Raw genomic sequence first — 18,992 nt, 5'->3', positions numbered from 1 at the left:
CAGTTCAGCAAGAGTAGTTTCCAGGGGGGTCATCCGTGTCCACAGAGCCACGAGTCATCGCGGGCCGGTACCGCGTCGACGAGCTCATCGGGCATGGCGGAATGGCGAAGGTGTACCGCGGGTACGACCTGACTCTCGGGCGCGAGGTCGCGATCAAGGTCCTCGACCCCGAACTGGCGCGTGACACCGCCTTCCGCAACCGATTCCGACTCGAGGCGCAGGCGGCCTCGCGCATGTCGCATCCGTCGATCGTCCGCGTCTTCGACGCCGGCGACCCGTCGACGAGTGAGATCGGCTCCGACGAGCCTCCGTACATCGTCATGGAGCTCGTCAAGGGCACCCTGCTCAAGGACATCATCTCCGCCGGCCCCGTGCCGGTGGCCGACGCCGTGCGCTACGTCGACGGCATCCTCGAGGCGCTCGACTACTCGCATCGCGCCGGTGTCGTGCACCGCGACATCAAGCCGGGCAACGTGATGGTGACCGACAAGGGTCAGGTCAAGGTGATGGACTTCGGGATCGCCCGAGCCGTCTCCGACTCGTCGTCGACCGTGGCGGAGACCACCCAGATCATCGGGACCGCCGCCTACTTCTCGCCGGAGCAGGCGAAGGGCGAGCCCGTCGACGCTCGCGCCGACCTCTACTCCACCGGCGTCGTCCTGTACGAGTTGCTGACGGGCCGCCAGCCCTTCCGGGGCGAGTCACCGGTGGCCGTCGCCTACCAGCACGTCAGCGAGACCCCCGTCCCTCCGACCGAGGTGAACGAGGAAGCTCCCCGCACCCTCGACCCGATCGTGCTCCGCGCGCTGGCGAAGGACCCGTACCAGCGCTACCCGGATGCCGCGCACTTCCGCGCGGCCTTGGATTCCGCCATGACGGGAAACGCTCCGACCCGCAAGGAACTCGGAGCGCTGACCAGCGAGCTCTACGGCGCGAGCCCGCGGCAGGCGCAGGAGACCGCGCGGTCACTGCGTCAGCTCAGCACCGACACGACCATGACCAGAACCCAGTCCGGTCCGCCGGTCGCGTGGATCTGGGCGGGCGTGGCTCTGCTCGCCGTGCTGCTGGCCTCCGTGCTGTTCTGGGTCGTCACGATCAGCATGCGGCCTCCCGAGGTGTCGAGCAGCTCACGGATCATCCCGAATCTCGTCAACGTCTCGTCGGAACGCGCGCAGGACGACCTCGCAGGGCTCGACCTCTCGTCGAAGATCGTGATCGAGACGAGCTCCGAGGTCGCTGAAGGCAACGTGATCCGCACCGACCCCGAAGCGGGCGTCTCGGTGGAGGAGGGATCCACGGTCACGTTGTACGTCTCCGCGGGTGAAGAGACCGTGGTCATGCCCAAGATCGAGGGCATGGCGCTCGGCGACGCCACGAACGCGCTGAAGGCGGCGGGGCTCGAGCTCGGCACGGTCATCCAACGCAACGACAAGGCTCTGGCGGCGAACACCGTCATCTCCGCCAGTGAGAAGGCCGAGACCGAACTGGATCCGGGAACCGTCATCAACCTGGTCGTGGCCAGCGGCAAGGTGACGCTGACCGACCTCGTCGGCTGGACCGTCGATGCCGCCACGACCAACCTCGGCGATCTCGGTCTGGTCGCCGTGCCGGCCGAGACGGCGGAGTGCCCGGCCACACAGCCGGCGACAGTCCACTCGATGTCGGTGGCTCCGGGTGATGTTCCCGTCGGCTCATCGGTGCAGATCTTCTTCTGCACCGGATAGCGGTCGCAGATCGGAGAGCCGACCCCGCCCGTCACCTCGACAGCGGGTGCAGGTCCTCTGCGCGCGCCACGGCGTTCTCGTCACCGCACAGCTCCAGCCAGTTCGCCAGGAGCCGGTACCCTCCCTCGGTGAGCACGCTCTCCGGATGGAACTGCACGCCCCACAGCGGCAGGTCACGGTGCGCCAGGGCCATCACCGTGCCGTTCTCGGTCCAGGCGGTCACGATGACATCGGGGGGCAGGTCAGACGCCGCGAGAGCCAGCGAGTGATAGCGACCCGCGTCGAACGGCGAGGGGATGCCGTCGAACAGCGGGGAGCCGTCGTGCGTGACCGCCGACACCATGCCGTGCATGAGCTCCGGTGCGGCGATCACCGGTGCACCGAAGGCCTCACCGATCGTCTGATGCCCGAGGCACACACCGAGTGTCGGTATGCGCAGCCGGGCGGCGATGCGCACCGCGTCGAGCGAGGCGCCGGCACCGGCGGGGGTGCCCGGCCCGGGCGAGAGCATCACCGCGTCATATTCGGGGAGCATGTGCTCGAGCTGTTCGGCATCGGTGGCGTCGGACTCGATCATCACGGTCTCGGCGCCGAGCTCGCTCAGGTATCCGACCAGGGTGTGCACGAAGCTGTCGTGGTTGTCGACCACGAGCACTCGCGTCATTCGACGTCGACCTCGCCCGGAGCGATGATCGGGCTCACCCAGGGGAAGACGTACCAGAACAGTCCGTAGAGCACGGCGGCGATGACGACCACGAGGATGAGCACACGCAGCCACCACGGACCAGGCAGCAGGCGCCAGATTGCGGCGTACATCAGTCTTCTCCCTTGTCGACGTCCACGATCACACCGATGGTGCGGCCGGCGGGGGCGGCGGGTCGGTCAGAGCGGTCGGCGGGCCCTCAGCGCGCGGCTGGAAGCTCTCGAAGACCCCGTAGGCGACGATGCGCTCGGCGAGGGAGTAGAGCGGGGAGCAGGCGGTGAGGGTGATGTACTGCTCTCCGGTCTGCTGCTCCGGCATCTGCGGCACATCGGCGAGCACGTCCGTCTGCGTGGGCTTCACGTATTCGAGGGTGCGGAAGCGGTAGGTGTACCACCCGTCGGGCGTCTCCACGACGATGGCGTCGCCGAGCTGCAGCTTGTCGAGCTGGTTGAACGGCTTGCCCCAGGTGGTGCGGTGTCCGGCGAGGGAGAAGTTGCCGACCTCGCCGGGCATCTTCGAGTTGGTGTAGACGCCGATGCCCTGCTGATCCAGGGTGCGTGCCCGGCTCGTGCCCCCGAAGATCCCGAAGTTGTAGTCCGCGCCGAATCGCGGGATGTGCATCTGTCCGAACCACTGGGCGTCGGCCGGAGCTGCGGGGACCGGCGGGACGTATGTGGTGACACCGTCTTCACCCTCGACGACCGGCGGGAGCTCTGGTGCCTCGGCCTGTGCGAGGGCCTGCGAGACAGCGGCTCCCTCCTCGTTCTTCTGGGCGCTGATGATGATGTCGCCGATCCACATCTGCCAGGCTACGAAGAGAAGGACCACCACGCCGGCGGTGAGGAGGAGCTCGCCGAGTACACTCGCGAACGTCGCGCGAGAGCGTGGTCGCTGCCGCCGCGGACGTCGCCCCCCAGGCACGACGGATGCAGTCATGCGGTGATCATATCCGGGAACGCTGGGCGGACGCCGAGGCCTCCCCGTCTGTGCGGGCATATGTGCCTCGGCGGAGGACAGCTCTGATGGGTACAATGACGGAATGGCACGTGACCGCAAGACTGAAGAACCCGCCGTCGAGCGCGCCGAAGGCGAGGCCGCTCCCAACGCCGTGTGGTTCAAGCCGGTGATGATCGGCTTCATGCTGCTGGGCCTCGTGTGGATCCTGGTCTTCTACATCTCCGGCATGCAGTACCCGATCCCGGGTCTGTCGAACTGGAACCTGGCCATCGGCCTCGGCATCGCGCTGATCGGCTTCCTCATGACCACCCGCTGGCGCTGACCCTCCCCCCCCTTCTTCCAGAAAGGCCCTCTCGCATCGCGAGAGGGCCTTTCTCATACCTGGAGCGAAAGTTATCCACAGGTCCATCCACAGCCTGGGGAGAATTACACCGGTGTTATTCACAGGGGTTAACAACCCTGTTAACAACTCGGGATCAGGACAAAAGGATGAGCGGCGGCACGAACGCCACGACGACGATCAACAGGACGACCACCGCAGACAGCAGCACGATCTGCAGGGTGCGCTGTTCTCGGCGCTTCGTCTTGACGAGGATGAGGGCGACGAGGGCTCCGACGAGGGCTCCGCCCAGGTGGGCCTGCCATGAGATGCCCCCGACGAAGAAGCCGAAGGCCAAGTTGATGCCGAGGATGACGAGGATCCCGGTCACGTTCGCGCCGATGTGGCGGCCGATGATCAGCAGAGAAGCAAGGAGCCCGAAGATCGCCCCGGAGGCTCCCACGGTCCACGAACCCGGCGCGAGGATGGCGACCATCACCGATCCCCCGAGACCGCTGATCAGATACAGGGCGAGGTACCGGGTGCGGCCGAGCATGGGCTCGAGGCTCTGGCCCAGCATCCACAGGGCGAGCATGTTGAGCGCCAGGTGGATGAAGCTGCCGTGCACGAGCAGCACGGTGAGAAGACGCCAGGGCTCGAAGGGCACGGCGAAGAGATTCGGGTACAGGAATGGGGCGAAGAACCCCAGAGCCTGAATGATCGGTTCCTTGAACCCCGGGATCAACTGAACCAGGCCGATGAAGGACGTGACCGCGAGCAGCGCGTAGGTGACGACCGGCTTTCCGCCGCGAGTCATCGCCATGGTGGCGCCGCCGCCGCGCCAGCGTCGTGCCGCCTTCTTCTGCGCGGGAGTGCGGTTCTTGCGATCGGCGTTCATGCACTCCGGGCAGATGACGCCCACGGGCGCCTGAGTCTGGCACTCGGGGCAGATGGTGCGCATGCACCGCTGGCAGAGCACGAAGCTCTGCCGATCCGGATGCCGGTAGCAGAAGTTGTCGCGATTGCTCGTGAACTCAGGCGTGGTCATCCGGATCGGCCGCAGCTGTCGTCAGGCCGCGACGATGTCGATCGACTGCAGCACGACCGGCTCGACCGGACGGTCGCCCGGGCCGGTCTGCACCGCCCCGATCGCGTCGACGACGGCCTTGGAGGCGTCATCGGCGACCTCGCCGAAGATCGTGTGCTTGCCCTGCAGCCACGGGGTCGGGTCGGTGGTGATGAAGAACTGCGACCCGTTGGTGCCCTCGGGCTTGCCCGTGATGGCGTTGCGACGCAGGCCCGCGTTGGCCATCGCGAGGATGTAGGGCTCGTTGAAGTTGAGCTCCATGTTGATCTCGTCGTCGAAGTTGTAGCCGGGGCCGCCGACGCCCTGTCCGAGCGGGTCGCCGCCCTGGATCATGAAGTTCGGGATGATGCGGTGGAAGATGACGTCCTTGTAGAGAGGTCCGTCGCCGGGCTTGCCGGTAGCGGGATCGATCCACTCCTGGGAGCCGTCGGCCAGGCCGACGAAGTTCTTGACCGTCTTCGGGGCGTGGTCACCGAAGAGGTTGATGACGATGTCACCGTGGTTGGTGTGCAGGGTTGCGACATGAGAAGCGTGAGCCATGTCAACATTCTCGCAGAGCTTCCGGTGAGTTGGCCGTGGTGACTACCCCTGTTCGGACGAAGAAGCAAGGGGCGGGCGATTCCCGCCCGGCTTCCAGCCTCTCGTGGCAAGATGGGGAACCCGTACTCCAATGGACAGGAGAGCATCGTGAGCCTCAGCCGCAAGCGGAAGAAGGAACTGCGTCGTCTTCAGAAAGACGCGAACCAGCTCTGGGAGAACCAGCAGGTGCTCGTCGGTCACGCCGCCGATGTCGCCCGGGAAGCCGGACGCCAGCTCGGCAGCCTCAATCGTGAGCAGGTCGTGCCGGTCATCCAGGACACGTACAACCGCCGTGTCGCCCCGGTCGTCGACCGCGGCGTGAAGATCGGCAAGCACGTCGTCGACGACAAGTTCGTCCCGATCGTGGGCGGAGTGGTCGGAACTGCTCTCACCGCGTGGGACGTCGCCAACGCCAAGCGCCACGGCGTTGCCGTGAAGGTGCGCAAGGCGACCGCGCCGCAGAAGTCGGGCCCCGGCCTGGGCTCCATCATCGCGATCATCCTCGGTGCTGCCGCGGCGGTCGGTGTGCTCTACGCCGCATGGCAGACGCTGCGCGCGGACGATGAGCTCTGGGTCGCGGACGACCCGCTCGCCGCACCCGACGCGTGAAGCCGTCTGACCCCGCCTCCGTCGCCCCTGGTGACGGAGGCGATCACCATGCCCGGGTGAGGGAGGCGGCCGCGGCCCGGGGACTGGAGATCGAGATCCGCGAACGACCCGCCGCCGGCAGCCTCTTCGAGGCAGCAGAACTGCTCGGCATCCCGGCGTCGGGCATCGTGAAGACCCTCGTCGTGAAGCGGTCGGATGACACGTTCCTGTTCGCGCTCGTGCCGGGTGGTCGATCGATCTCGTGGCCCAAGCTGCGTGCTCTGGTCGGTGTGAACAAGCTGCGCCTGCCCGAGCCCGAGTTGGCGCTCGCGGCGACCGGCTACGAACGGGGAACCATCGTCCCGATCGGCAGCACCACGGATTGGCCGATCTACGCCGACGAGTCGATCGTCGGCGAGCGCATCGCCATGGGCGCGGGTGCCCATGGGTACAGCCTGTTCGTCGAGGCGGACGACCTGATCGCCGCGTACGGCGCCATCGTCGCCGACATCTCGGTGCCCGAAGAGCGCTGATCCTCGTCGCCGCGTTCGCGGCACGAGCGCCCCACATCGGCAGGGCCGGTCAGAGGATGCCGGCCATCCTCAGCGCGATGTCGACCAGTTTGACGCGCTGCAGCTCCGCAACCGCCCTCAGCGGGAACCACTCCGCCATGTCGGTCGAACCGCCGGTCTCGAACCGGAGCTTGCCACCCGTCACCTCGGCGCGATACACGATGCGCAGGGTATGCAGCGGATCCGCCGCCTTCTGCACGCGACGACCGGCGGGGATCACCCGGGAATGGATGCCGAGCAGTTCGCCGACCTTGACCGTGTAGCCGGTCTCCTCGCGAAGCTCGCGGCGCACCGTGTCCTCCGGCGACTCGCCGGCCTCCAGCCCACCGCCCGGCATCGTCCACGCCACGCGGCGGCCCTCGGTCCAGCGCGCCAGCAGCAACCGCCCGTCGTCATCGGTGACGACCGCGTACGCCGCGACACGCAGGTCCATGGATCACACACTATCCGTCGACGACGGTGGTCGATGACAGCGCGTCAGACCACTCGCACACCGGCCACGTACGTGGACGTCACCTGCGTCGCGGCGAGGTCTTCGGAGGACACCGTCACCGGGTCGCGATCCACCACGATGAAGTCCGCGAAGAGGCCGGGGGCGAGGGCACCCACCTCGTGCTCGCTGAACAGCTGCCAGGCCGCGTTCACCGTGTGCGCGAGGAGCGCCTGATCCCTGGTGACCGGTGAGCCTCCGGGCATGCGATACCCGTTGCGGGTGGTGCGGGTCTCGGCGACTGCCATGTTGCGGAAGGGCTCGTCGGGGGTGACCCACCCGTCGTTGTGGAACGTCACGCGGTGCCCGGCTGCGACCGCGGCGCCGGCATCCGCCCACGCGCCCCCGTGTTCCGGACCGAAGAGGTCATCGACGAGCACCTCGCCCCAGTACGTGATGTGGTCCACGAACAGGCTGACCGTGACTCCCAGAGACGCCGCGCGCTCGAACTGCGCCGGCGTCATGGCGCCGCAGTGCTCCAGCCGGAACCGATGATCGGTGAGTCCGTGCCGCGCGATGATCTGCGCGTAGACGTCGAGGGTCGCATCGATCGCGCGGTCCCCGTGCGCGTGACAGGCCAGCTGCCAGCCCGCGGCGGCATAGGGCTCGGCGATGGCCGAGAGCTCGTCCGAGGTGTAGTTCGCCCGCCCGATGTGGTGGGGCTCGAGTCCGAGCGCACGAGTCGCCGGGGTGTCGAGGTACGGGAAGGACGTGGCGATGTTGCCGACCCAGGGAGAGCCGTCCGACCAGGTCTTCACGCCGGTCTGGCGGAAGAACGCATCGCCGCCGCCTCGTGCGGAGGGCATCCCACCCGGACGGGACATCTCGTACCACCGCAGGCGCACCGGCATCGCACCCTTCGCGCGCAGGGCGTCGATGAGCGGATCGAGTCCTCGATTCCACGACAGGTCGGACACGGTGGTGATGCCGCGCGCGGCCAGATCGCGCAGGTGCGCAGGAAGGATGCGGGGGAGATGCTCCTGCGCCGTGGCGAGCATCGGGGCGACGACCATCTCGACCGCAGCGGCCTCGAGCGCGACGCCGGTGAGCTCCCCCTCGACATCACGACCGAACGAGGCGCCGACCGGATCGGGCGTGGTGCGGTCGATGCCCGCAGCGAGCGCGGCGGCGGTGTTGAAGTAGACCGAGTGCCCGGAGTTGTGGATCACGACGAGAGGAGCACGGCCGGCGAGCTCGTCGAGGAAGCGGATGTCGGGATCGGGGAGTCCGCGCTGCAGCAGCGAGTCCCATCCGTTCGCGAAGACGGGTTCCCCGTCGGCCTCCGCGACCGCCGTGCGCAGAGCTGCGAGGACGTCCTCGGCCCGGGGCACGACCACGGGGCGGAGATCGACGACCAGGTCGGACAGCAGGATCGCGGCGAACCCGGGATGCCCGTGCGGCTCGATCAGCCCGGGCATGACCCATCCGTCGAGTGCGACCGTCTCGGCGTCGGGGTAGGTGCGGCGAATCTCCTCCGCCGAACCCACGGCCACGATCGTGGCGTCCTCGACCGCCATGGCTTCGACTTCGATGTCGGTGCTCGGCGCGAACGGGCGGATGCGGCCGGTGAAGACAGTCGTCATGGCGTCAGTCTGGCACTCGGGTGCGGCGCAGCGAGGGATCGATCAGGAATCGAGAAGCGCATCCGTGTTCATCCTCCGTAGTGTGAGCACCACACCGGCAGCACATCGAGAGGACCGATCATGGCCGAGAACGAGAAGAACTTCAGCGCCGAGGAACGCGAGGCCATGCAGGCTGCCGCGAAGGAGGCCCGCACACGGCGTTCCCGGGCGAAGAAGTCACCGGAAGAGCTGCGGGCAGCGGGGGAGGCCGACCTCAAGGAGGCCATCGAGAAGCTCGCTCCCGAAGACCAGGCTCTGTCGAACAAGCTGCACGCTCTCGTCTCCGAGGTCGCTCCCGAACTCGTCCCTCGCACGTACTACGGGATGCCAGCGTGGGGTCGTGACGGGAAGGTGCTCTGCTTCTTCCAGCCGGCGAGCAAGTTCAAGGTGCGCTATGGCACCTTCGGCTTCGAGCCGATCTCGAACCTCGACGACGGCACCGTCTGGCCGACCGCGTATGCGGTGACCGATCTCACGGAGGCAGACCTGGCGTTCCTGGCCGAGCGCATCCGTGTCGCGATCAGCTGACGCGCAGTAGCGTGGAGCGCGTGAGCACACTGCCCTTCCCCGCCGCCGTCTACGCCGCCCGCCTCGCCCGTGCCGCCTCCCTCGCCGCCGAGGCCGGGCTCGACGCCATCATCGTGGGACCGGGCCCCGATCTGCAGTATCTGGTCGGCGTCGAGGGCGACACGATCGAGCGACTCACCGCTCTGGTGCTCGGACCCGGCGTCACCCCGACGGTCGTGGTGCCGAGGATGGAGCTGGCGAAGGTGCGCACCACCGCGGTGGGCGAGCTCGGACTCGCCGTCGCCGACTGGGTCGACGGTGAAGACCCGTATGCATTGGTCACCGCAGCCGTGGGCACCGCATCGCGCGTGGGTGTCTCCGACGCCCTTCCCGCCCTGCACGTCATCCCGATCGGTGAACGACTGGGCGTGCGCCTCGAGCTCGCGACTCCAGTGCTGCGGGAGGGGCGGATGATCAAGGACGCCGAAGAGATCACGGAACTGCGTCGAGCAGCCGACGCCATCGACGCGGTGCACCGCCGCGTGCACGAGTGGCTGCGGGCGGGACGCACCGAGCGCGAGGTGGCCGCCGACATCGCCGAAGCCATCGTCGCCGAGGGCCACCGCACGGTCGAGTTCGTGATCGTCGGGTCGGGTCCGAACGGCGCCGACCCGCATCATGAGGTCTCGGACCGGGTGATCGAGAACGGCGATGTGGTCGTGGTCGACATCGGCGGCGCGGTGCCGAGCGGCTACAACTCCGACAGCACCAGGACCTACGCCGTCGGCGCCCCCGACCCCGTAGCGGCTGAGCGCATCGCGGTTCTCGTGCGGGCGCAGCAGGCGGCCGTGGATGCCGTGCGTCCAGGAATCACCGCCGCCGAGGTCGATGCCGCAGCGCGAAGCATGCTCGCCGAGGCAGGCCTGGGTGAGGCCTTCCTGCACCGCACGGGGCACGGCATCGGCGTCTCGGTGCATGAGGAGCCCTACATCGCCCCGGGCAACGATCTGGTGCTGCGCGAGGGCATGGCGTTCAGCATCGAGCCCGGCATCTACTTCGCCGGCGAATGGGGTGCCCGCATCGAGGACATCGTCGTGGTCACAGCCGACGGGGGAGAGCGGTTGAACCTCGCGCCGCACGAGCTCACCTCGGTCGGCCTCGGCTGACGCCCCGCATGTTCGGGGCGGTGGGGGAGGCGGAACGCGCTGACCGCCGCTCCCTACCGCGATAGCATCGGGCCATGCGCCGCCGCCGCAAGGTCTCTTCCGCCAACGTGTCGCCGGCGACCCGTGCACGCTACGCCAAGCGCCGACAGAATCGGCTCTCCCGCGTCGACAACGACCTCACCGACGAGCAGTGGTACGACCTCATGGAGGCCTGGGGCGGATGCGCCTACTGCGGTGGCGAAGGCGCCGCTCTGCAGCGCGACTGCATCCAGCCCGTGTCGCGCGGCGGCCGCTACACGCTCCAGAACGTGGTCCCGGCGTGCGCCTCCTGCAATGCGAGCAAGCACAATGACGAGGTCACCGGTTGGCTGCGTCGCAAGAAGCTCGATGAGCGGACCTTCCTCATGCGGCACGCCACGATCCTGCAGGCACTGCGTCCTGTCGAATGACCTCTCCGCCCACACTCGCTACTCTCGACTCATGACGACGATCGCGCCGATCACTGCCGACGACCGCGCCGAGTGGGACGCCCTGTGGAGGGGATACCTGGCGTTCTACGAGACCGACCTGGATGACGCGACCACCGCGGCGACCTTCCGAAGGATCGTCGACCCCGGGTCCGGCATCCGCGGAGCGATCGCGCGCGATGACCGCGGCGCCGCGGTCGGCATCGTGCACTGGCTCACCCACCAGGGAACGTGGACGACGACGGACTACTGCTACCTCGAGGACCTCTTCGTCGCTCCCGGGGTTCGTGGTGGCGGAGTGGGCCGGGCATTGATCGCGCACGTACGCGCCTGGGCCGAGCAGCACGGCTCGGCGAAGCTCTACTGGCTCACGGCGGAATCGAACACCACCGCCCGCGGCCTCTACGATCGCGTCGCCTCCCGGTCGGGGATGATCCACTACGAGACCGATCTCGACTGACAGCGCAGGAAAAGAAGAAGCCCCCGGCAGGTGCCGGGGGCTTCTCGATCCTGTGGAGCCTAGGAGATTCGAACTCCTGACATCCTGCTTGCAAAGCAGGCGCTCTACCAACTGAGCTAAGGCCCCGTGAGGGATTTTCTTGAGTTAAGGAGTGGGGCTACCAGGACTTGAACCTGGGACCTCTTCATTATCAGTGAAGCGCTCTAACCGCCTGAGCTATAGCCCCGTCAACCTCCAAGACTTTACCGGAGAAACACGGAAAATCCGAATCGAGGGGGAGCACCCGGGAGTGTCTTCCCCCTCGACCGTGTTCAGCGGCCCGGTCTGATGGTCGCGGTACCCGCCGAGAGCGAGACGTCGATGCTCCTGCGCGAGCTCGATGCCTCCTCGATCTCGGCGTTCAATGTGCCGGCACTGATGTCCTGGGTGATCGCGTACTCGACGTCGGGAACGGTCAGATCCAGGGTCCCGGCGCTCACGTCGACTGCCGTCTGCGTCGGAGGGGTCCCCGTCAGCTCCACCGTGAGATCCCCCGCGGAGACGCCCAGATCGGCCATGGTGACGCCGTCCAGGAGGATGTCGGCGCGACCCGCACTCATCTGCACGTCGAGTTCCTTCGCGGCTCCCTCGACGTCGAGCGCACCGGCGCTCACGCTCACATCGAGCACTCCGAAGTCGCCGACCACGTCGAGGCTACCCGCATCGAGGTTCAGGTCGGCATCGAGTCGCGCGCCACGCAGGCTCTCGGGGAGGGTGAGCACCGCGATCTCCTCGTCGCCGAACCAGCCGCCGATCCACCAGCCGAACACCCCCTGGGGGCTCCGCACGACCAGCTCATCGCCGTCGCGTTCGAACGTCCACGGCGTACCGCGGCCGTTCGTGATGGCGAGCGTCGCCTCGTCGACATCACCGAACTCGACCCGCATGCTGCTGGCGTCGGCGGAGACATCGACGCTCTCGAGTCCGTCGACCTCCACGCTCTGCACGGAATCAGGACGGCTCGAGGAGACGATGGTCCCGGCCGCCGCGGCTGCTGCCGTTCCCCCGGCCCCGAGCAGGGCGAGCCCGCCGACGACCGCGGTCACGACCATGACCGCGGTGGCGCCCGACGATCGTCCACCACCGGAAGGAGGAGGCGTCGGAACGGACGGCGATGCGGGTGCATGGGGAGAGGCTGCGGGCGGAGGGGTGAGCGGGGCGTGCTCGCCCTGGGCGCCGTTGTTGTCGGTGGTCATCGTGCCACTCCTGTCTGGCCGGTCGGCGGCGTCGGGCCACCGGTGTTCTCGATGTGGGCGAGGGCGGCGAGCACGCGACGGTTTCCCGACTCGTCCTGCTCGAAGCCCAGCTTCTGGAAGATGGAGGTGATGTGCTTTTCGACACTGGCCTCCGAGAGGAACAGGATCCCGGCGATCGCCTGGTTCGACTTCCCCTCCGCGATCAGAGCGAGCACGGTGCGTTCGCGCTCGGTGAGCCGCAGCATCCGGTCGTCACGGTTGCGACGGGTCAGCAACTGCGCGACGACCTCGGGGTCCAGCACGGTGGCGCCCTCGGAGATCCGCTGCACGGAGGCGAGGAACTCGGAGACATCGGCGACGCGGTCCTTGAGCAGGTAGCCCAGCGGACCCCCCTGCGCTGCGATCAGATCCGAGGCGTACCGCTCCTCGACGTACTGCGAGAGCACGAGGATCGCGAGCGACGGATGCGTCGAGCGCAGGCCGAGCGCGGCACGGATGCCCTCGTCGGTGAACGTCGGCGGAAGGCGCACGTCCAGGATGCATAGGTCGGGCGCCGTGGTGGCGACGGCCTGGTCGAGACCCTCGATGTCGGGGAGCGCTGAGACCACGTCGTGGCCGGCGTCTTCGAGAAGACGGACCAGACCCTCTCGAAGCAGGACCGAGTCTTCGCAGATCAGGATGCGCATGGGACGTTCACCTCCAGGCTGGTCGGTCCGCCCTGCGGACTGTCGAGGCGGAATGTTCCTCCGGCGGCCAGGATGCGGTTGGCGATCCCGTCGAGTCCGCCTCCCGGCTGCACCTGCGCGCCACCGATGCCGTTGTCCTCGACGCGCGCCCAGAGGGTGTTGCCCTCGCGGAGCCGCACGATCACCCGCGCTTCACTGGCCCGCGAGTGCTTCGCCGCATTGGTCAGGGATTCGGCGATGGAGAAGTACACGGCGGCCTCGGCCTCGCGACTGCAGCGACCTTCCATGCGCACATCGAGGTGCACGGGGATGTGCGAGCGTCCGGCGAGTGCCGACAGAGCGGCGTCGAGACCGCGGTCGTCGAGCACCGAGGCGTGGATGCCGCGGGCCAGCTGACGCAGCTCGGTGATGGCTGCCTTGGTGGAGGTGTGGGCCTCGTTGATCAGTTCCTTCGCCGCATCGGGATCGCTGTCGATCTTCTGCTGCGCGAGTCCGAGGGTCATGCCGACCGAGACCAGTCGGGGCTGAACGCCGTCATGCAGATCGCGCTCGATGCGGGTGCGTTCCACGTCGGCGGCCCGCACGGCGCCTTCCCGCTGCGCCGTGGAGGTGCGCACCCGTTCGGTGAGCTCGGTCTCCTTGCTGCGGATCACGATCGCGAGCGACAGTGTGCGATGCAGCAGGGCCAGCCCGATCATGCCGACGACGCAGGCTGCGATGCCGAGGATGCCGACCAGGGGAGCCCAGGCGACGGGGATGCCTCCGCCGCCGAACGGACCCATGACGGAGTCTGCCGCGGTGAGGGGAGCGAAGGAGATGATGATCGACCACACCAGGCCCCAGAACAGACGGAGGACGACCCAGCCGAGCAACGCGGAGATGGCGAAGTTGGCGATCGCCCGCCACATGCGCCCATCGATCGCCTGACGTCCGAGAGCACGCAACCAGCCGACGAATCCGGGGCGGTCGCGCGGCTGCAGGCGCAGCGGAGCGATCGGCGTGCGGTACAGCGTGCCGACGCGCGCGACCTCGAACCAGCCGAGTCCGTACAACGCGTAGACCAATCCCACCAGCAGGACGAGGCCGATGCCCGCGGCGAAGAGGAGGCCGAGGCCGGTGCCGAGAAGCCCGCCGAGCATGCTGAAGATGGCACCGCCGAGGATGCCGACGCCTGCCAGGTGCAGGATCGTGAGGAAGATGCGCAACGGCGGCTTCACCGCCGTTGCGGGAGCCGGGGTCGCAGTCTGAGTGGTCATGATTCCAAGGTACGGCGGGCCGGGTGGGCACGACACCGAGTCAACCGGACACTCCGATTCGGGTTTTCCGTAAGGCGTCTCGAGTGGTTCCCGCCTCGCCCGCTCCGATCTGCTTCACTGGGGGCATGACGACACACGAAGGGGAGCCGCACGGCGCGGGGCTCGGTCAACGACTGAACTGGTTGCGCGCGGGGGTGCTGGGCGCGAACGACGGCATCGTCTCGGTCGCCTCGCTCGTGGTCGGAGTCGCCGGCGCGACGACCGACAACGCCGCACTCCTCACCGCGGGAATCGCCGGCCTCGTGGGTGGAGCCATCTCGATGGCGCTCGGGGAGTACGTCTCGGTGAGCAGCCAGCGCGACAGTGAGCGTGCCCTCATCGCGAAGGAGAGCGAAGAGCTGCGCACGATGCCCGCAGCGGAGCTCGACGAGCTCACTCAGCTCTACCGCGACCGTGGACTCTCCGACGAGACGGCGCGTCGGGTCGCCGAGGAGCTCACGGCGCATGACGCCCTGGCTGCGCACCTGGAGGTCGAGCTCGGCATCGACCAGGACGACCTGGTGAATCCCTGGCACGCGGCGATGTCTTCGGCGATCGCCTTCACTCTCGGCGCGCTGCTGCCTTTGCTGGCCATCCTGCTTCCGCCCCCGGAGTGGCGGGTCCCCGTCACCTTCGTGGCCGTCCTCCTGGCTCTGGCCGTGACGGGCACGCTGTCCGCGAAGATCGGAGGTTCGGCGCCGGTGCGCGCATCGATCCGACTGGTCATCGGTGGCGGGCTCGCTCTGGCCGCGACCTGGCTCATCGGCACCCTTCTCGGTACCACGGGCGTCGTCTAGCTGTTGTTCCCTGTGAGGTGCGGACCCGACCAGCTATCGTCGACGATCAGAGAAGCCAGCCGGCGACGCAGTGTCGTAGATTAGGTTCGTGGGCAAGGTAAAGACTCGTCTTGCGACTGGGATCTTCTGGGTGACCGCAGCTGCGGCCGCGGCGGCACTTGCCACCTACCTCCTGTCCGTGCAGGTACTCACGGAAGCGAACAGGCGAGCCTTCGCCAATCGACCTGAAGTAGAGAACTGGGCGCTCCCTCAGGTGGGGACCGAAGGCCCTTCTTTGATCAACGCGCTTGGCGTAGCCGCCATCATCATCGCGGTTGCCGCGATCTTCTGGGGCATCCGCGGAGCGCGTCAGCCGCGGCACGCCTGAGCACCAGCGGACTGGGCGCATACCCGTGTGCAATGCGCATCAGCCCGTCATGGCTGATGCTGTCCACAACTCGTACGCGCAATACGCGAACTCGGTCGCCGGCTGGATCACCTACGAGTTGACGGACCCAATCTAGGCCCTAGGAGCATGATGAACGACCAGCGCAGCGCACGATCGCAGCTCGGTGACAACCTGGCGTGGGTGAGTCTCTTCGTCGCGACGGTGTCTGCGTTGGTCATTCTGGCCCGGACCCTTGAGATCGCCGGCTGCTCCGACCAATGCGATTACCCGACGTTGGAGACCGTAACCCGCGGATTCTGGATGTCCGCCTTGATCATCTTCATCGTCACCACAGGCGCATACTTCTTCACAAGATCTCGACTCCGTTTGGCCTGGCTCCTCCCGGCGGCCGGCATCACGATCACGCTGATCGCCCTACTCGTTACGAATCTCGTGATGAACGGCGCGCTGAACGTCGGGTAGTCACCGATTCTGACCCCTGCAAGCTCTATGTGCCCGTCGCGATCGCCACGGGCACATGTGCGTGTTCCACAACGGCCGCGATCGTTGACACGTAGGGGTCAAAACGACGGCCGCGGGGACTGGGTGGAGAAAACGAAAAGACATAACATCTATTATCGGTTAATCTTCATTCACTAAGATTTCGCCGATCTCGCCTGTTCGTAGCGTTGGATCGCGCTGCAATACGAAGAAGGCCCACGTGCGAACGTGGGCCTTCTTCGTATTGCTGGTCAGCGGCGACGTGTCGACGTTCAGCCGGGACGATCTTGCCTCGCTCGACTTCCGCTGATGCGGACTCGAGTGCGTGGACGAGCGTCTTGTTCGAGAGCAGTCGTCGTTCGTAGTCCGAGATGACGGTGACGGGTTCGAGGGTGACGTGCCAGCTCGCGGTTCTGTGCAGCGATTGCTCACCGCGTCATGAGATCAGACAGTTGTTTAGCCGCACTGGAGCTTGTAATCGCCTGAGCTGAGCTGAGCTGACGCAGCGGTGACATCCTTGGCCCCAGAGGCTTTGAAATACGAGACAACGCGGAACGTGTGCTGCCCGGTCCCATTGCATTTGTACTGGACACTTTTTTGCACCATGTTCCACGTGCCAAAACTCTCGAAGGCGTCAGTAACGGGAACCCAGAGCCACCCGTTATGCATGAAAACGATGGACCTGATGTACGTGTTGGTGACGGCTCCCCAACAATTAGAGATTGCTGGCTTCGCGCCCACTGAACCGGAGGGGAAACCCTGTCCGGATGATCTCTTCCACATTTGTCCCACCGCAAAATTGCAATTTCCTACTACCGTCGCTCTCGTGGTCGCACCTGGCGTCGATTCAGGAGCGCCGATGCTCGTGTCCGACCCAAGTGCATCCATCTCCGCGTCAGTCATCACCACCGCATCAGCAGGAAGTGGTGTTCCATCCGGGTAGACGAGGTAGTCGTCGGGAACGTCCGCCGAGCTCACCGCTGTGAGTGGCGGGAGGTCGGGCGCGTCGCTCCCTGATGATGCCGCGTAAGCCGGGCTGCCGCCGGCTGCTACGATCCCGAGGATCAATGATCCAGCGATAATAAAACCGAACTTACGGTGGTGACGGTGTCTCATCTTTGAATACCCTTATTTCTAGTCAACTAAAACTTCCGCTAGACACTCGAGCCGCTTGACGCGCGCTAGGAGAGTCGTAGCGTCTACTGCGAATAAAGAGCCCCATCTGTTCCTGCGACCCGATAAGGCACAGAGACGGGGGTAAGCAGAACTGAGAGTCCGCTATCAGCCGCATACTTTTCCTGGAATTCGTACGCGTCGCTTTCGACGTCAAAAACGCCGATGAAACCAGGAGTTTCCTCCAAGTACACGATCCACACCATCATAAATGAAATGTATCACTTTCGACCTGGTGACCGTCCTCGGCTATCAGCGCCTTCGCCCCGCGTGACGATGCTGTCAAGAAGTTCTTCGTCATGAGCTATCTCCCTGGGTAACTGGAAGCTATAGCTTCGCCGACCCGCAAGCTCCATGTCTGTAGGACGTTCGGCCGACAGACAAAGCCCTGCCAACCGACTAAGATCTCTGGGCTGCTCCGTCAATCGATCGAAGCCAGCCTGATGCACTCGCCACACTGACTTCGTCCGACCCCGCAGCGTCCGACTGGAGTGAGTCCGCGATCACGGTGTCGATGCGAGCAGTCAGCGACGCGCGTGATCATGTCGCGAACCCGTGGCCGCTGGCTAATCTGACATGAGATCTATTGTCGGTTAATGGTCATAAACCAAGGCGGTGAGCTGGCGCTGATTGTCGCACCTATCGCTTGGGACTCTTCGCCGCCAGAATCTGAGGATGACCGGCAATACGCTCGCTTCGCATGACGTGATGCTCGAGTTGCCGTCGCATCCTCCCTCGCGCGTCAACGGTCCGCTCCTGAGCCGAGCTAGTCCGCTTCGTCCGGATGTGCAGACCCGACCGACCCCCTTGGCCCACTTCAAGTTGACATAGTCACCTCGTGTGCGATGGCCCATTCCTTCGACCGGGGGACGTCGCGGTAGTGGCCAAAGTGCGCTACCACGGAGCTGATTCCCACCAGGTCGTTCACCCTCGAGCTGAACGTCCCCGGACCCATTCGGTCCCATCGGTGAGAACTGCGGCCCCCTTCAGATCACGGCGCCAGCACCTAAGCCCACTGGATCAAGCTGGCTGTGACATCCTCTTCGGTGCGGGGTTCAATCGATGGTGAGCGAGGAAGAGTGGGGAGTGTCATGGATGGTTATCCACCGCATTTGCGACTTGACGTACTCCTTCCGGCGTCAACCTGTCGGGGAAGAACAGCGAGCTCCTCACAGTTATGCCGCAATCACATGCGGTGGCACCTATGGTGCAAGCGGTGTCCATTCGAGATTCCACAAGTCGTTCATCGTGATACCCGCCACTCGACAGAAGAATTCGATATGCGCATCCTCCGGGTCTTCGAGCTCTTCGAACACGGACTCGGCGGCTACCGGCGTGCCCTCTTCCTCCGCGACTTCGTACTCGGAGAAGACGCGGGACCTGGGGCTGTCGCCGTAGATCTGGATCATGTAGACGTCAGCGACTCCCGAGAGCGTGACGACAGCCGTGCCGGGGCTGGGGACGAACGGCAGTGTTTCGACCATCAGCATGGTCGGATCGACCAGCAGCGTGTGGGGTCCGACGGCAGCCGCGGATGGACGGTCCGTCATAATGCTGCTGGCGTCCTCGAAGGAGATGCCGGCGGAGGACGATGCCCCTACCTCCGAGGGTGCTGTGTTCGGAAGGAACCCCAGAGTGACGTTGAAAGACATGACTGGGATTGTATACGTGTGATTCGCGGTCTTGCTCGGTCTTGC

General features: G+C 66.2%; 22 protein-coding genes and 2 tRNA genes. 11 read left to right on the top strand and 13 right to left on the bottom strand.

The features are described 5' to 3' along the window. Window positions 1-35: 35 nt before the first annotated feature. Window positions 36-1,724, top strand: a complete 1,689-nt coding sequence (pknB, locus tag D514_RS29430; RefSeq protein ID WP_031205856.1) for a Stk1 family PASTA domain-containing Ser/Thr kinase — start codon at window positions 36-38, stop codon at window positions 1,722-1,724. 31 nt (window positions 1,725-1,755) lie between these two features. Here pknB and D514_RS29425 read toward each other — a convergent pair whose 3' ends face one another. Genes D514_RS29425 through D514_RS29415 form a run of 3 tightly spaced genes read right to left on the bottom strand, consistent with a single transcriptional unit; the run spans window position 1,756 to window position 3,363 of the window. Beyond that, window positions 1,756-2,388, bottom strand: coding sequence for an aminodeoxychorismate/anthranilate synthase component II (locus D514_RS29425; protein ID WP_017829943.1), 633 nt, complete (start codon window positions 2,386-2,388; stop codon window positions 1,756-1,758). Next, window positions 2,385-2,540: a hypothetical protein gene (locus D514_RS38965; protein WP_017829942.1), complete on the bottom strand. Its 156-nt coding sequence runs from the start codon at window positions 2,538-2,540 to the stop codon at window positions 2,385-2,387. Before D514_RS38965 ends, D514_RS29425 begins: the two co-directional genes overlap by 4 nt. 28 nt (window positions 2,541-2,568) lie before the next feature. Then, the gene (locus D514_RS29415; protein WP_017829941.1) at window positions 2,569-3,363 is read right to left on the bottom strand and encodes a class E sortase; all 795 of its coding nucleotides are present in this window, start codon (window positions 3,361-3,363) and stop codon (window positions 2,569-2,571) included. Between the two features lie 103 nt (window positions 3,364-3,466). Here D514_RS29415 and D514_RS29410 point away from each other — a divergent pair, with 103 nt between their 5' ends. Next, window positions 3,467-3,706 carry a cell division protein CrgA gene (locus tag D514_RS29410; RefSeq protein WP_017829940.1) on the top strand — a complete coding sequence of 80 codons (240 nt, stop codon included), beginning with the start codon at window positions 3,467-3,469 and terminating at the stop codon, window positions 3,704-3,706. Between the two features lie 154 nt (window positions 3,707-3,860). Here D514_RS29410 and D514_RS29405 read toward each other — a convergent pair whose 3' ends face one another. After that, window positions 3,861-4,751, bottom strand: coding sequence for a rhomboid family intramembrane serine protease (locus tag D514_RS29405; RefSeq protein ID WP_017829939.1), 891 nt, complete (start codon window positions 4,749-4,751; stop codon window positions 3,861-3,863). Between the two features lie 21 nt (window positions 4,752-4,772). Continuing rightward, complete coding sequence (locus D514_RS29400) at window positions 4,773-5,330, bottom strand: peptidylprolyl isomerase (protein ID WP_017829938.1); 558 nt, start codon at window positions 5,328-5,330, stop codon at window positions 4,773-4,775. A 147-nt stretch (window positions 5,331-5,477) separates the two neighbouring features. Between D514_RS29400 and D514_RS29395 the strand changes: the two genes are divergently transcribed. Then, window positions 5,478-5,978, top strand: coding sequence for a hypothetical protein (locus D514_RS29395; RefSeq protein ID WP_031205855.1), 501 nt, complete (start codon window positions 5,478-5,480; stop codon window positions 5,976-5,978). Between the two features lie 56 nt (window positions 5,979-6,034). Further along, on the top strand, window positions 6,035-6,490 hold the full coding sequence (locus tag D514_RS29390) for an aminoacyl-tRNA deacylase (RefSeq protein ID WP_017829936.1): 456 nt from the start codon (window positions 6,035-6,037) through the stop codon (window positions 6,488-6,490). A 49-nt stretch (window positions 6,491-6,539) separates the two neighbouring features. Here D514_RS29390 and D514_RS29385 read toward each other — a convergent pair whose 3' ends face one another. Together D514_RS29385 and D514_RS29380 are read right to left on the bottom strand one after the other, a co-directional pair. Then, entirely contained in the window at window positions 6,540-6,962 is a 423-nt protein-coding gene (locus tag D514_RS29385; RefSeq protein ID WP_017829935.1) for an NUDIX hydrolase, read from the bottom strand. Window positions 6,963-7,006: 44 nt separating this feature from the next. Beyond that, a complete protein-coding gene (locus D514_RS29380) occupies window positions 7,007-8,602 on the bottom strand; it encodes an amidohydrolase (RefSeq protein ID WP_017829934.1) in 1,596 nt (531 codons plus the stop codon). 120 nt (window positions 8,603-8,722) lie between these two features. Between D514_RS29380 and D514_RS29375 the strand changes: the two genes are divergently transcribed. From D514_RS29375 to D514_RS29360, 4 genes are all read left to right on the top strand, one after another. After that, window positions 8,723-9,169 carry a DUF1801 domain-containing protein gene (locus D514_RS29375; protein WP_017829933.1) on the top strand — a complete coding sequence of 149 codons (447 nt, stop codon included), beginning with the start codon at window positions 8,723-8,725 and terminating at the stop codon, window positions 9,167-9,169. A gap of 20 nt (window positions 9,170-9,189) precedes the next feature. Then, complete coding sequence (locus D514_RS29370; protein ID WP_017829932.1) at window positions 9,190-10,314, top strand: Xaa-Pro peptidase family protein; 1,125 nt, start codon at window positions 9,190-9,192, stop codon at window positions 10,312-10,314. 74 nt (window positions 10,315-10,388) lie between these two features. After that, window positions 10,389-10,763, top strand: coding sequence for an HNH endonuclease (locus tag D514_RS29365; protein ID WP_017829931.1), 375 nt, complete (start codon window positions 10,389-10,391; stop codon window positions 10,761-10,763). Window positions 10,764-10,794: 31 nt separating this feature from the next. Beyond that, window positions 10,795-11,241, top strand: coding sequence for a GNAT family N-acetyltransferase (locus D514_RS29360; RefSeq protein WP_017829930.1), 447 nt, complete (start codon window positions 10,795-10,797; stop codon window positions 11,239-11,241). A 53-nt stretch (window positions 11,242-11,294) separates the two neighbouring features. On the opposite strand, the gene D514_RS29355 is transcribed toward D514_RS29360, so the two are convergent. From D514_RS29355 to D514_RS29335, 5 genes are all read right to left on the bottom strand, one after another. Further along, window positions 11,295-11,367, bottom strand: a tRNA-Ala gene (locus D514_RS29355). Between the two features lie 26 nt (window positions 11,368-11,393). Continuing rightward, window positions 11,394-11,467: transfer RNA gene (locus D514_RS29350), tRNA-Ile, on the bottom strand. A gap of 85 nt (window positions 11,468-11,552) precedes the next feature. After that, window positions 11,553-12,476, bottom strand: a complete 924-nt coding sequence (locus D514_RS29345) for a hypothetical protein (RefSeq protein ID WP_017829929.1) — start codon at window positions 12,474-12,476, stop codon at window positions 11,553-11,555. After that, window positions 12,473-13,162 (bottom strand): response regulator transcription factor, encoded by a 690-nt coding sequence (locus D514_RS29340; RefSeq protein ID WP_017829928.1) that lies wholly within the window; start codon window positions 13,160-13,162, stop codon window positions 12,473-12,475. The genes D514_RS29345 and D514_RS29340 overlap by 4 nt, the downstream gene beginning before the upstream one ends. Then, window positions 13,150-14,418, bottom strand: coding sequence for a histidine kinase (locus tag D514_RS29335; protein ID WP_017829927.1), 1,269 nt, complete (start codon window positions 14,416-14,418; stop codon window positions 13,150-13,152). Before D514_RS29335 ends, D514_RS29340 begins: the two co-directional genes overlap by 13 nt. A 125-nt stretch (window positions 14,419-14,543) precedes the next feature. Here D514_RS29335 and D514_RS29330 point away from each other — a divergent pair, with 125 nt between their 5' ends. The 3 genes from D514_RS29330 to D514_RS29320 all read left to right on the top strand — a co-directional run bounded on the left by D514_RS29330 (window position 14,544) and on the right by D514_RS29320 (window position 16,104). Beyond that, window positions 14,544-15,254, top strand: a complete 711-nt coding sequence (locus D514_RS29330; protein WP_031205851.1) for a VIT family protein — start codon at window positions 14,544-14,546, stop codon at window positions 15,252-15,254. 130 nt (window positions 15,255-15,384) lie between these two features. Continuing rightward, window positions 15,385-15,621 carry a hypothetical protein gene (locus D514_RS29325; protein ID WP_186004830.1) on the top strand — a complete coding sequence of 79 codons (237 nt, stop codon included), beginning with the start codon at window positions 15,385-15,387 and terminating at the stop codon, window positions 15,619-15,621. Window positions 15,622-15,768: 147 nt separating this feature from the next. Next, entirely contained in the window at window positions 15,769-16,104 is a 336-nt protein-coding gene (locus D514_RS29320; RefSeq protein WP_017829924.1) for a hypothetical protein, read from the top strand. Window positions 16,105-18,497: 2,393 nt separating this feature from the next. On the opposite strand, the gene D514_RS29310 is transcribed toward D514_RS29320, so the two are convergent. Beyond that, on the bottom strand, window positions 18,498-18,947 hold the full coding sequence (locus tag D514_RS29310) for a hypothetical protein (RefSeq protein ID WP_144052985.1): 450 nt from the start codon (window positions 18,945-18,947) through the stop codon (window positions 18,498-18,500). Window positions 18,948-18,992 lie beyond the last annotated feature (45 nt).

It is taken from the genome of Microbacterium sp. UCD-TDU (assembly GCF_000340625.1).
In the GTDB taxonomy this organism is placed as follows: Bacteria; Actinomycetota; Actinomycetes; order Actinomycetales; family Microbacteriaceae; genus Microbacterium; species Microbacterium maritypicum.
Note: the sequence above shows the minus strand (reverse complement) of the source record. Positions and strands in the feature narration are given on the sequence as shown.

Bases quoted from the DNA above. Each gene is read 5' to 3' on its own strand.
- D514_RS29425 (WP_017829943.1), bottom strand. From the start codon at position 2,388: ATGACGCGAGTGCTCGTGGTCGACAACCACGACAGCTTCGTGCACACC.
- D514_RS38965 (WP_017829942.1), bottom strand. From the start codon at position 2,540: ATGTACGCCGCAATCTGGCGCCTGCTGCCTGGTCCGTGGTGGCTGCGT.
- D514_RS29415 (WP_017829941.1), bottom strand. From the start codon at position 3,363: ATGACTGCATCCGTCGTGCCTGGGGGGCGACGTCCGCGGCGGCAGCGA.
- D514_RS29410 (WP_017829940.1), top strand. From the start codon at position 3,467: ATGGCACGTGACCGCAAGACTGAAGAACCCGCCGTCGAGCGCGCCGAA.
- D514_RS29405 (WP_017829939.1), bottom strand. From the start codon at position 4,751: ATGACCACGCCTGAGTTCACGAGCAATCGCGACAACTTCTGCTACCGG.
- D514_RS29400 (WP_017829938.1), bottom strand. From the start codon at position 5,330: ATGGCTCACGCTTCTCATGTCGCAACCCTGCACACCAACCACGGTGAC.
- D514_RS29385 (WP_017829935.1), bottom strand. From the start codon at position 6,962: ATGGACCTGCGTGTCGCGGCGTACGCGGTCGTCACCGATGACGACGGG.
- D514_RS29380 (WP_017829934.1), bottom strand. From the start codon at position 8,602: ATGACGACTGTCTTCACCGGCCGCATCCGCCCGTTCGCGCCGAGCACC.
- D514_RS29375 (WP_017829933.1), top strand. From the start codon at position 8,723: ATGGCCGAGAACGAGAAGAACTTCAGCGCCGAGGAACGCGAGGCCATG.
- D514_RS29365 (WP_017829931.1), top strand. From the start codon at position 10,389: ATGCGCCGCCGCCGCAAGGTCTCTTCCGCCAACGTGTCGCCGGCGACC.
- D514_RS29360 (WP_017829930.1), top strand. From the start codon at position 10,795: ATGACGACGATCGCGCCGATCACTGCCGACGACCGCGCCGAGTGGGAC.
- D514_RS29345 (WP_017829929.1), bottom strand. From the start codon at position 12,476: ATGACCACCGACAACAACGGCGCCCAGGGCGAGCACGCCCCGCTCACC.
- D514_RS29340 (WP_017829928.1), bottom strand. From the start codon at position 13,162: ATGCGCATCCTGATCTGCGAAGACTCGGTCCTGCTTCGAGAGGGTCTG.
- D514_RS29335 (WP_017829927.1), bottom strand. From the start codon at position 14,418: ATGACCACTCAGACTGCGACCCCGGCTCCCGCAACGGCGGTGAAGCCG.
- D514_RS29330 (WP_031205851.1), top strand. From the start codon at position 14,544: ATGACGACACACGAAGGGGAGCCGCACGGCGCGGGGCTCGGTCAACGA.
- D514_RS29320 (WP_017829924.1), top strand. From the start codon at position 15,769: ATGATGAACGACCAGCGCAGCGCACGATCGCAGCTCGGTGACAACCTG.
- D514_RS29310 (WP_144052985.1), bottom strand. From the start codon at position 18,947: ATGTCTTTCAACGTCACTCTGGGGTTCCTTCCGAACACAGCACCCTCG.